Consider the following 12,543-nt stretch of genomic DNA (forward strand, 5'->3'; position numbering starts at 1 on the left):
GCTCTTAATTGGGTTTGTTTGCTATACCCTTTTTTACAACATAAAAAATTTTAAATTTCTTTCTAAAACCTATTGACTTTTACTAGCTGGTCTATTTCTCCAGTTTTGTTACTCCAAATTCGTTATACACATTATAATCCATAGATTTCAGCAATTCTTCTAAAGTCATATCATTTTTTACTCCAGATGATGCCTCTTTCGTCAATGCTATTTTCAAAGTCAATAGTAATATTTTTATATCTAACCATACTGAATAATTCATAATATAAATAAGATCTAACCTCAGTTTATCATCAGCATCTGTAGTATACTTTCCTAAAACTTGTGCAAGTCCGGTAATACCTGCTTTAACGTTATGTCTATATCTATATGGTGGATATTGCTCTTCAAACTGTCTTACAAAATATGGCCTTTCTGGTCTAGGACCAACAAAACTCATATCACCTTTTAAAACATTTAGTAGCTGCGGCAATTCATCAAGCCTTGTTGCTCTCAATATTTTACCTATTTTTGTTATACGAGGATCTTTATCAGTAGCTAAAACAGGACCTGTCATTTTTTCAGCATCTTTGACCATAGTCCTAAATTTATATACTTTAAACTCCCGTTCATTTTCAGTAACCCTTGTCTGGCTATATATTACCGGTCCTGGAGACGTTAATTTAACTAATATAGAAATAATAAGCATAATTGGGCTCGAAATTATTAATCCAAACAAAGACAAAAACACATCGCCTATTCTCTTTATTATTTTCTGTTCTGTTGTAAGCATCGGATAGTCAATACTAATGGTCGGCACATCATCAAATTGAATAAATTGCGATTTAGTCAAAAGAATATCTTTAAAATTCGGCACAATAAATATGTGTTTTTTAAATTTAATAGCTTCTGAAATAATAACTGACTTAATCTCCTCATGTATTTTATCGCAAATATATACTGCATCTATTTCTTTAACATATTCCTTATTACTTAGAAATTTTTCAGGTTCTAATATGTATCTTATATCATACCAACCTTTTGAACTTATTATCAATTTTTTTGCTAATTTCTCTGCTGTGAGATCATCGCCAATGATCATTATATTTTTCTCGCCATGAACATACTTCCTTATATTCTGAACAAAATATCTCCAAATTGATAACAAAATTAACTGTATAAAAAAAGCAATAAAAAAAATACTTCTCGGAAAAGCAAATTGCCTTGTAAAAAATGTTGATGCTGTTGTTATTATCTGTAATAAAATCAAAGAAATTATCAGTGAAAACAATATGTCACTATATGCTTTTCTCGAAATTGTATAGAGCCCATAAATATTAAATAATAAAATCGTTGATAGCGTAATAACTGGTATTAATTGGTAATAAGGCATAAAATTTATCATTGGTGGTTGTAAGCTAAACCTTAATATATATGCAATTATAAAACCTATATGTACTAATAACAGGTCAACTATAAAAACAAAAAACTTGCTTAACTTGAAAAATTTATTTATATGTATTCTCAAATAATCACCTCCCCATAATTTTACAGCCAGTTTAATTCTATCTTTTTTGTAATCTTATATAGTAAAAACCTGAATACTTTTATGAACAATATATCCATTTGTTTCATAAAACTTTCCGCTAACTAAAAATCATTATAAAATCTGCATTTATAACTTATTGATATATTCGACATACAACTATATTTTCCTTCTATTATATATGAAATAGTTATTTATAATTTTCAAAATGTCTACACTAATGATATACATTTACCATATGATATACATTTGCCATCACTAAACCAACACAATTTATTATCTTTGTCCAATTTTATAAATAACCCATATTTATAATTTAAGCCATAATCTTTATCTGTATATATTATCAGCTTAAGTCTATCATAATTATCGTCTTTATTATCTGATTTCTTTACTTCTATTGCTAATAAATTTTGATCATTTCTGCCACGTTTATGTAAAATAATATCAGGTTTTGCTAGCTTATCATTATTTTTTTCTTTTAAAATATTATCTATTTTGTATCCTAAAATTCCTTTATATTTCTCATATAAATTTCTATTTAATCTTTTTGCAATGTCTCCGATTCTGTTGTATTCACAATCCACATCATAATAAAAAAATATATCTTCTAAATATCTTGCAAGTTTATGCGTTATTGAAAGTTCATTAACATCATGCTCTAATAAATACCTATCATTATAGTACAGCCTATCTAAAGCATTATTTACTAATATCTCAATTTCTTCAATATCATAATTTTTACACATAATATTTTTTATAAATCTCATCCATCTCCTTTAAAACTTTGTCAATAGAGTAATCTTGAATAATTTTCCTCCCCTCATCTCCCATCTTCTTTCTTAAATCTTCATTTTCACTCAAATTTTGCAAAGCATCAACAGTTGCATTTACATCATCTAAAGGCACTAAATAGCCATTTACTCCATCTCTCACTAAATCTCTATTTCCTCTTACGTCTGTTGCTACAACTGGTTTCCCTGCAGCCATTGCTTCCATTATACATCTCGGTAAGCCTTCTCTCATACTAGTCAAGGCAAATATGTCCGAAATATTTAATAAATCTGGTATATCATGTCTAAAACCTAATAATTTAACTTTGCCGCTTAACCCATTCTCCTTTACATACTTTTTTAAGTAACACTCATATTCACCTATCCCTACAATTAAATAATATACATTGTCAAGACTCTTTAATTTTATCAATGAATCTAATATCTGTTTATGATTTTTATTTGCATTTAATTCTGCAACAGTTAATATTACAATATCTTTCTCATCAAAACCAAAAGCTTTTCTCGTTTGTTTTCGTTTATTTTCATCACTCATATTATATTTATCAATATCCAGTCCAACACCATGTACATAAAATACTGCGTTATTTTTTCTCAGCTTAAATCTCTTTGCCGCATTATAATCTTCATCATTCATTGTTATAAGACCATCAGTCCAATGAGCAGCTAAACGCTCCATGGTATAATAAACAAGCCAGTTCTTTATTGATGCTCCTTTATAGAAATGAAAACCGTGAGCAGTATATATCACAGGTTTTGTCCCTGTTATTTTTGCAGCTAAACGTCCTAAAAAAGCACCAACAGGTGTATGAACATGAACTAGAGAATATTTATCTTCTCTCATTATCTTTATTAACTGATTAAGTGCTTTTAAATTAGAAAATGAATATGGGGATCTTTCAAAATCAATATCATAACATACAATTCCTAATTTTTTCAGTTCATCTTGTCTATTTCCCAATTTCGTCGCAACATGAACTTCACATCCTTTATTTTGAAAATACTGTATAAAAGGAATATGAAAATTTAATATATGTGATTCAACTGTTGCTATAAATAAAATTTTGTCTTTCAATAGTATCATCACCACCAAATATATAAGATTACTATAGATGAGAAAAATCGATAACAAATATTGCCATTAAATAGATACACTACACCTATGATAACCGTAGCTGTTCTAAAATTTCATCGATAGACACATTGCTATTAGCTTGTTCATATATCCATTGAATACGCTGCCTTTGTACCTCTTTGCGAACCATTTTTATTCCTTGCCCAAATTTGCACTATTAGTCGTACAATACACGTATGTCAATGATATAAGCCATAATAATCTGTCTATTGATTTTGTTGAGCGTACTTGATATGTATTTAGTCCAAGATTATTTTTTGTCTGCCTAAAGAATATTTCTATAGGCCATCTATGATTGTAATAATTTAGAATAGTCTCGGTATCTAATTCAGTATCAGTGCAGATAAATGCATGTAGAGCATTTTCATTTTTAAAAGCTTTCTCATGCCAGCACAATACTACTACAGCATTATCTATGCCATTTAAGGCTCCTTCTAACGATATGCCCAGTATCTAGAACCATTTACTGTAACGAGACGAACTTCGTTCTTTTCAATATATTAGGCAACGTCTTTTATCTGTATTCTGATGCCTTGTGGATAGATAATTCTGTTAGTTCTTAGTGCTCCTATGAGATGGTACCCTCTTTCAAAATGTGATTCTATTACTTTTTTGTTTATGTACCATGAATCAGATAAACCATATAGTGCAACAACATATTAATACCATAGAAGTGAGTCTTTATCTCTATTTTTTATTAAATTTTTTCATGTAAGTTTATTATAGTAGTTTATGCCAGTAATTTTTTTTATCTATAGTAATAAAATTATATTTTTAAACTCATATATAGTTTTCTCAGATTTTTTACATATGTTTCAATTGAAAATCTATTTATAGCATCATTATATGCATTTTCCCCTAAATACGCCGCATATTTTTTATTATTTAATAATTTCTCAATAGCATTAGCTAACTCTAACTCATTCCCTGGCTCCACTAGTATTCCTGTTTTACCATTTTTTATAATTTCCGGTATACCACCTACATTAGATGCTATAATAGGCTTCCCTTTTGACATAGCCTCAACTATTACAAGCCCAAATCCTTCCCACCTTGAAGGTAATACAAACACTTTTGATTTTTCTAATATTGTTTCAATATCTTCTCTGAAACCTAGAAATTCCACTTTATTCTTTAATCCTAACTTATTTCTCAAATTAATCAAATCATTTTTTAGCTTTCCATCACCAACGATTACAGCTTTATCAAACTTATTCATTATATGTCTTAATGCCATCAACAATATATCAGCACCTTTCACATTACTCCTTAATGAACCCACAAATAAAATATCATATTCAAAATTCTTTTCAATAAAACTTATTTCACCTCTTTTTTCTAAAATTCCATTATATATTACAACAGATCTTTCATTTAATGACGGCAACCATTTAATTAACTCATTTTTTACATTATCACTTACACATATTATTTTTCTATACTTTCTATAAAAAAAATAATCAATTGACTTAAAAATGATATATTTTCTTCTACTATTGTAATTGCTGTGTTCTGTGAAAATGTAATTTATTTTTTTTGTAAAATATGAAGCAATTGAACAAAAATAAAGTGCTGGAAATAAATGAACATGTACTATATCATACTTTTCTTCATTAATAAGTCTAATTAACTTAAAAATAGCACCTATATCATATTTATGTTTTAATCTTAAATTGTATATTGTAATCCCATTTCTGAATAATCTATCATATAAAAAGGTGTCAGAATCGTATAAAATACACAAATCATTTATATCTGTTTTTATATTATTTTTTGCATAAATTAAATAATTTGTAATTAATGTTTCTGCACCACCTATATTTAAACTGTTAATAATGTGTAAAATTTTCATCATATCAACCTCGCAACAATTATCTAAATATCTTGTATAAAAATACAATAACATTAAGAGGAAAATAAGAAATAATTAGCAATAAAATCGACACCATAAAATACTTTTTATTTTTAATATTAATTAAAATATATCTCCTTGCTTTCTGCCTATTATTTGATAGTAAGAAATAAATTGATGCTGCAAAATACCTTTTATGTAATTCATCAACATTATATTTTTTATATAAATCGCCAAAATAGTTGATGTATTGTTCTTGCAATAAGGCATGTTCACTCGCAAACTTTATTTGACTTTCTTTCCTTGTTAATCTAATTGGAGCATCATCATGCAATAGACAAACAACATTCGACCATGTTGGTATTCCGTATTTATATGCTATTTTATACCACAAAAAGGATTCTCCGCCAACTATAGTATCTGGATATTTTAGATTTTCTGATAATATCATTTTTTTGTTAAATATGGGTGTAAAATCACCTTTTATTACATTATTAACATAATCAGAAAAATTTAATATCATAAAATCTTTCAGTATAAATCCATTCGAACAAGCGAAATTATATACCGGATATTTGTCGAGATTATTTATACTATTTAGTTTATCATAAATTATATTTAAAGCACCATTCACTAATTCATCATCATCGTCTAACATTAAAACCCAATTATAACTTGAGTTTACTAATCCTCTATTTCTCGCATATCCTGGCCCCCTATTTTCTTTATTGCATAAATATTTGATATCAGAATAATATTTTTCAATCATGTCTCTAGTATCATCTTCAGAATTATTATCAATAATTATAATCTCAATCTTTCCATTGTTATATGTTTGATTCAATATTGAATTAATTGCACGTTTTAACAAATTAGATCTGTTATACGTCGGAATAACTATTGAAAAATCAATTTGTTTATTCATGATATTCACCTTTATATTTCTTAATTTTTCTCATAAGAACATCATACGAAAATACAGGAATCATTAATGGTGAGTTTAATTTTTAATATTCTTTATATTGTTATATCATACCCATTTATACCTCCCAAGATGATATCTATATAATAAAAAAGCTTTAAAAAATAAAATTATTTCAATGCTTAAAAATATTTTCTTTAATGTTTGATAAACTTTTTTGCTATTATTTAATTCCTAATTTGTACATAATATTAAATACTACTGCTATCGCAGATATTAATGCTTTTTGAAGACTTATCATATATTTCTTTCCAATAATAATTTATAAAAATTGTGTACGGGACAAAAAAAGTAATCCATTCTGATGGTTCCACACTCATTGGATGAAAAAGGCCTAATAAATCATATAAAAACAATGAAAATATACTATTATAAATTAACCCTCGATATCTAAAATCCTTGATATATCTTATTTTATTTATAACTTTTGGTAAAATCAAAAGCCATGAAAAGTACAATAAAATCAATGAAATAAAACCTAAAATACCCATATCAGCCCATGATTGTAAATAAGTATTATGTATTACTGTACCTTTAACATTAGTCACACCAAAACCATTACCAATTATTGGAGAACTTGTTATATGATTTATTGCTTTCTGTATCATTTGATATCGCACTGGATCTGAATGTATTGTACCACTTATTAATCCATAATTATATATTTTATTTAAAAACATATCGATTCTATCTAATCCTGGTATCAAATTTTCATTAATAATAGCAATTAATAATATTATAAAAATAGTATTTAAAATAATATAATAATTCAACTTTTTTATATTTATACTACGAAATTTAACATTCTCAGACAAATAAATCATAATTATATATAATGTTGCAAATATTAATCCTATAAATCCTGATCTTGAACCATCAAAAAATATAAGCCCACACGCTGTAATTAATAATATCAAATAATTGACAGAAAATTTATTCAGTATAATATATAATACATACGGTAATATAAATATACCCGGTTTATATAACGAACCCGGCATATTAAAAATTGTTCCATACCTTAGATATGCAGCTTCCCAAGCTACAGATTTTAAAAATAACTTTCCAACTATTATTAAACCAAAATTGACAATTGAAGACAAAATAAAAGCATCAAACGATATTTTCTCGTAATTGTCATCTAAATTAAGTATTGGAAAAATTACGAAAAACAATAAAATTAATTTTATACTTTGAAAAATATTATTAATTTGAATACTACTATTAAAACTAGATAACAACATTGAAATAATTAACAAATTAGATGGTAAAAGAATTATATAATATTTCTTAAAGCTTATTTTTAATTTTTTAATATTAAACATGATAACTGGTACAAACAAAACAAAAGTAAAAAACCAATCAATATAAGGATTTACTGTAACTTTTAAGTCTGCCTGTAACATCAAAAAAACCCATAAAAAATATAAGATATTTACCAATTTATTCATAATTATTTTTCCTCCAGATTTTCATCCACCCAATTATCCTAAATTATGATTTCGTATAATTCTTTTAATATTTTTGTAAAAAAATAAAAGGCTTAATCACCTTTTTATCAATCTAATTATCATTAAAGTATTTATCTAGGTCTTCTATCTTATTTATATCAAATATATTCTCACCTATCTTTTCTAATTTATCTACATTTAATTCATACATCCTTTTTACATAAAATTCTGGTATTTTGTTAAATCTTTTTTTCAATTGTTTTATTATTAATTCAGCTTTACCTTCAGCCTTGCCTTCAGCTTTACCTTCTTGTATTAACATTTCGGCTATCTTAGTCATTTTTATCGCTCCTTTCAACTTATTTTTATATTCCTCTGTCAGAAATTTATCGCTTATTCCTATCAATGCACCAATTATATATGTCTTTTCATCTTCATCTTCTATCTTTTTCGCAAGTTCTACCGCATCTATTGCCATCTCATCACTGCTTTTTTTGCTTCCCATCAGCGGCAAAAATATTAAATTTAGCTTATCTATATCTGTCAATCGTAGTTTTTTGTCAATTTTTTCGTTCAATTCTTCATATATTTTGTCACCATCATATTTTGCTAAAAATACTTGTTCTACATTATATATTATTGATCCAATGTCTAATCTACTAATCGCTTCTTCTATTTTACCAGAATATATTACAACAGTTCTTATTGTTTTCTCATATTTACTATAAAGCCTTGTGTCATACTGCAAAAATCTTTTTATATCGGCTTTTTTGTTTGTCGTTTGAAATTCCATATGCAGCAATGAGTCATCTTCCAATAGAAATATAAAATCCAGTCTATCTTCTTTGACTTCAATTGACGGCAAGTTCGCTGGTATAACTGTTACTATTTTAGGTACATTTATCCCATAAAACTTAAGCGATTTATCTTTAAATTCCCATGCCATTGATTTTAATATTATATCGTTATTCTGATAAGATATGTCTAAATTATTATCCTTCACCCTTTTTCTCCTCTTATCAATAATATTAATTTACAATGTATTTCTCTATATCTTCTATCTTATTAATTTCAAATATGTTGTCTGCTAATTGAAGCAATGTTTTTTCATCCGCATTTTCGATTAACCTTAAATACTTTTCAGGTATATCATTAAATTTTTTCTTCAACAATCTTATAACGAGATTTTCTATACCTTTTTCTATACCTTTTTCCATGCCCTCTTCCATACTCTTTTTTAATTCTTCTTCAGTATATATTTTGAAATTTGCTTCCTTTAAGTTGTTTATTACATATCTCCTTTGTTCTTCACTTAATCTGTCTGCATACATCTTAATCACCTCCGAAACTATGCCTGGATCTATTCTAAATGCCGCTTCAATTAATCTTATTTTATTGTCGTATTCTTTTGCTTCATTTATACTGGAGAACACTTTTTCTATTGCATTTCTAAAGTACATGTTATTTGATAAAACCATCAATGGATAATTTTCCTCTACATTATCTAACTCAGACAATACTATTATTTGTACCGGTATCCATTCATTATCTATATAATAAATGCCATTATCAAAATTGTCTAATTTGATTTTATGCTCTGCTAAAAACGATATGAGTTTTTTCGGAAGATTGCTACATACAAATGTCAATGTTAATTCATCTATCTTTATGTCATCAACTTCTTTTCGTGATTTATCGTAAGCATTCATTATTGATTTATATAGATATACATAACCTAAACCTTTGAAATAATCATCTATTGATATATAATCATCTGGAGATTTGTACTCTAGTATATTGTATCTTTTAAATATTTGTCCTACTCTCTTGTTTATTTTTCCATCTTTTTCTTTTTTTATTATTATGACATCTATTCTTAAAGGCTCTTTTGATAAATATTCTTCTTGTTTTATTTCAACTTTTTCATCTTTTAGCTCTTCTCTTATGGCTGTTACAAAATCACTGTGCCAATCATTCATTTTATTTCTCCTTAAATTATATCACATTTTCCTTAAAATAGACATAGCTTCGCCATACGGACACCAGTGAATGAAATTCACCGCCTCCGCTTACAAAGCTTCTATGATCACCAGTAATATTTATGAGTGCCGAAACATCAGCATAAATGTTACTGGATATTATTACTACTCTTAAATTTATTCGACATAAATTTTGAAAATCCTTCTTTTAAAAACAATTTTTTGACTCATCATCACTAATAGTTGATTTATATTTTCTCTCAAAAGCTAATCTTATTTTTTGATCCAACTTTTAACTCGCAATCAAAAAGGGTATCGACTTTTTCTTCGATACCCTCGAATACGCTATTTTACTGGTGCGCCCGACAGGATTCGAACCCGTGGCCTTTTGATTCGTAGTTCCTTATAAGCCATTTTTATTGAATATTGTCTATTCGTGAAGCCTCCCCATCTAAACACAAAGTGTTATAGATGGTGCTTCTTACTGCATTAACAGTAGAACTACCTATCTTTTGCCTGATATTGCGACCTCTCCTTTTCAGAAAGAGGATTTAATATTTCTCTTATGAAATACCTTGCACCTATATTGTACAATGCATTTAAATCCGCATGATATTTCTTGCCTGTTGTGAACTCACATATATCTTTTTTGTTACTCCTTATCACTTTTCCTATACCAACAAATGCTAATGCTGATGAGTTTTTAGGATTGATCCATGATACTCTTATTCCATAGCTGTGTGCTATGTCACATACTTTTTCATGTATTTTTTGTTTTGCCCAGTATTGCAGTTTTATTCTCATTTTTCGTACATAATTGCCTTTTGAGTTTAATTTTCCTAAATACTCAAACACTATTACGTCGGCTTTATATTTTTTGCAAATTCTATTATTTGATGGACTGTATCATCAATAATCTGATTTTTGATGTTGTTTATTTTTCTCCATAGGTTAGGCTTTCTGCCTATGCCTGATATCCTTTGTGCTTTTGCTAATTTATTAATTTTATGAAACAGACGGTTTTTTTCTATAGACTGGTTTATAAATAATCTTCTTAAACTTCGCACATAAATAATTGTTCTGTTCCCTGAAAACTTAATACTTTGCCAGAAAAAAGTAATAGTAATTCACGCAATTATACACACTTCGAAAGTCTTTCCTTAAGTTCTTTGGGAAGATCGACGGTTCTTTAGGACGGTTCTCTAGTGCGAGCATCATATATCTGGTAAATATGATTGCTGTATGTACTGTCATCGCATCATAAGATAATGAAGACTTCCGCTTGCTTCAAAAAGCCTTAGAAGTTCTTCAACGGTCATATCAAAACCTCCTAATCAAAGCTTTCTATCAAAATAATATTATTGCTATATGATGCAAAATTAGCCACTTCACTGGTGAAACCACTTTTTGAAAATAAAATATAGTACTTATTCGGATAGTCAAATAATGCACTTTTTTCTATTAAGTCATTTAAAACAGCCATGTCTATCTTTTGATTTTGCCATTTACACTCTCCAAATATTATATTATCATTATTGATAGCAACAATATCAATCTCTTCTTCACGTTTTTTATACGGATTGTTTCCCCACCATTTACCTATTTCTTCAAAAATAAATGGAAGCTTCTTATTCTTATTTAAAATTTTAAGATAATCAGTACATATTTCTTCGTACACTAATCCCAAAAAATCATTCATTGACGGCTTAATTTTACTTTCAATGACTTCATCAAGCAGTCCTTGCTCTATAAACGCCTTATTGTTAAAAATAAACCTGTACCAGAATCTAAAGAAATTATCTTTGATCTTATATATGCTTTTTCTGCTTTTAGCTTTTAGTTCTACAGGGGTAATTCTTTCGAGTATTTTTAGATCTATCAATGTAGAAATATATTTAGAGCACTTATCAGTATCAACGCTTACTTTTGTAGATATTTCATTTAATTTGCTGCTTCCTGTGGCTATTGCTTCTATTATTGAGTTGTACAAAGCAGGTTCTCTTACCTCTTGCCTTAGTAATAATTTTGGTTCTTCGTAAAGATATGATGATTTATCCAATATTTTCGTCTTAATATTTTCATATACATTATATTTATCATCGAAAATACTTAAATATTGAGGAATACCACCTAAAACACCGTACGCTATAACTTGTTCTTCGAAGCTGTAGTTTGGAAAAAACTTTCTGCTGTCAAAAAAGTCAAATGGTTCGACTATTAATTGCGACGTTCTTCTCCCGTATAATGGGCTTTTATAGCTTAATACTTCTTTTTCAATAAAGCTCATAGAAGATCCACAGATGATCAAGAAAAGTTTTGTATCTTTTAAATAGTGATCAATTAAATTTTGAAGTATCGAAGGAATACTTTTATTTGAATTAACGATATAAGGAAATTCATCTATCACAAGGACTAATCGCTCATTTTTAGCTTTCTGGCCTAAAAACAAAAAAGCTTTTTCCCAGGATTCAAACCTGCTTACCATTTCATTCAGTCCAAAATATGAAAGTATTTTATCTGAGAAAGATTCAAGAGCAATTTTATCATTGTACTCTTCAGCAACAAAAAATATTGATGGTTTATCTTTACAAAATTCAGTCAGCAATGTAGTTTTCCCAACACGCCTTCTGCCATACATAACTATAAAATGAAATTTATCTTCATTGTAAAGTTTGTTTAAAGTATTAAGTTCATATTCTCTGCCAATAAACATAATTACACCTCAATGATTAACTTATAAGTTAGTAACTTTAAAGTTAGTAATTATAAAGTTAATAATACTATATCACATTAATATAAAAATTCCAATATTTTTCTAATCTAAT

At 27.6% G+C, this 12,543-nt stretch carries 10 protein-coding genes and 1 pseudogene; all 11 read right to left on the reverse strand.

The window, feature by feature from the left end:
- Positions 1-91: 91 nt before the first annotated feature.
- The 11 genes and pseudogenes from GSH73_RS13110 to GSH73_RS13160 all read right to left on the reverse strand — a co-directional run bounded on the left by GSH73_RS13110 (position 92) and on the right by GSH73_RS13160 (position 12,431).
- Positions 92-1,507, reverse strand: a complete 1,416-nt coding sequence (locus GSH73_RS13110) for a sugar transferase (protein WP_014757537.1) — start codon at positions 1,505-1,507, stop codon at positions 92-94.
- 230 nt (positions 1,508-1,737) lie between these two features.
- Positions 1,738-2,295 (reverse strand): hypothetical protein, encoded by a 558-nt coding sequence (locus tag GSH73_RS13115; protein ID WP_014757536.1) that lies wholly within the window; start codon positions 2,293-2,295, stop codon positions 1,738-1,740.
- Positions 2,267-3,394 carry a glycosyltransferase family 4 protein gene (locus tag GSH73_RS13120; protein ID WP_233432512.1) on the reverse strand — a complete coding sequence of 376 codons (1,128 nt, stop codon included), beginning with the start codon at positions 3,392-3,394 and terminating at the stop codon, positions 2,267-2,269. The genes GSH73_RS13115 and GSH73_RS13120 overlap by 29 nt, the downstream gene beginning before the upstream one ends.
- A gap of 85 nt (positions 3,395-3,479) precedes the next feature.
- Positions 3,480-4,098 (reverse strand): annotated as a pseudogene (locus tag GSH73_RS13890) (transposase); the annotation flags it as partial.
- A 122-nt stretch (positions 4,099-4,220) separates the two neighbouring features.
- Positions 4,221-5,309: a glycosyltransferase family 4 protein gene (locus tag GSH73_RS13130; protein ID WP_014757534.1), complete on the reverse strand. Its 1,089-nt coding sequence runs from the start codon at positions 5,307-5,309 to the stop codon at positions 4,221-4,223.
- A 16-nt stretch (positions 5,310-5,325) separates the two neighbouring features.
- A complete protein-coding gene (locus GSH73_RS13135; protein WP_014757533.1) occupies positions 5,326-6,231 on the reverse strand; it encodes a glycosyltransferase family 2 protein in 906 nt (301 codons plus the stop codon).
- Between the two features lie 248 nt (positions 6,232-6,479).
- Positions 6,480-7,739: an O-antigen ligase family protein gene (locus tag GSH73_RS13140; RefSeq protein WP_014757532.1), complete on the reverse strand. Its 1,260-nt coding sequence runs from the start codon at positions 7,737-7,739 to the stop codon at positions 6,480-6,482.
- Positions 7,740-7,851: 112 nt separating this feature from the next.
- Entirely contained in the window at positions 7,852-8,742 is an 891-nt protein-coding gene (locus GSH73_RS13145; RefSeq protein ID WP_014757531.1) for a DUF4351 domain-containing protein, read from the reverse strand.
- A 25-nt stretch (positions 8,743-8,767) separates the two neighbouring features.
- Positions 8,768-9,718, reverse strand: coding sequence for a DUF4351 domain-containing protein (locus tag GSH73_RS13150; RefSeq protein WP_014757530.1), 951 nt, complete (start codon positions 9,716-9,718; stop codon positions 8,768-8,770).
- A gap of 501 nt (positions 9,719-10,219) precedes the next feature.
- Entirely contained in the window at positions 10,220-10,573 is a 354-nt protein-coding gene (locus GSH73_RS13155; RefSeq protein WP_014757529.1) for a zinc ribbon domain-containing protein, read from the reverse strand.
- A gap of 475 nt (positions 10,574-11,048) precedes the next feature.
- Positions 11,049-12,431, reverse strand: coding sequence for an ATP-binding protein (locus GSH73_RS13160; protein WP_014757528.1), 1,383 nt, complete (start codon positions 12,429-12,431; stop codon positions 11,049-11,051).
- Positions 12,432-12,543 lie beyond the last annotated feature (112 nt).

Source organism: Thermoanaerobacterium aotearoense, assembly GCF_009905255.1.
Lineage (GTDB): Bacteria > Bacillota > Thermoanaerobacteria > Thermoanaerobacterales > Thermoanaerobacteraceae > Thermoanaerobacterium > Thermoanaerobacterium aotearoense.

Coding starts and splice junctions, on each gene's coding strand:
- GSH73_RS13115 (WP_014757536.1), bottom strand. CDS start 2,295: ATGAGATTTATAAAAAATATTATGTGTAAAAATTATGATATTGAAGAA.
- GSH73_RS13135 (WP_014757533.1), bottom strand. CDS start 6,231: ATGAATAAACAAATTGATTTTTCAATAGTTATTCCGACGTATAACAGA.
- GSH73_RS13150 (WP_014757530.1), bottom strand. CDS start 9,718: ATGAATGATTGGCACAGTGATTTTGTAACAGCCATAAGAGAAGAGCTA.
- GSH73_RS13160 (WP_014757528.1), bottom strand. CDS start 12,431: ATGTTTATTGGCAGAGAATATGAACTTAATACTTTAAACAAACTTTAC.
- GSH73_RS13140 (WP_014757532.1), bottom strand. CDS start 7,739: ATGAATAAATTGGTAAATATCTTATATTTTTTATGGGTTTTTTTGATG.
- GSH73_RS13130 (WP_014757534.1), bottom strand. CDS start 5,309: ATGATGAAAATTTTACACATTATTAACAGTTTAAATATAGGTGGTGCA.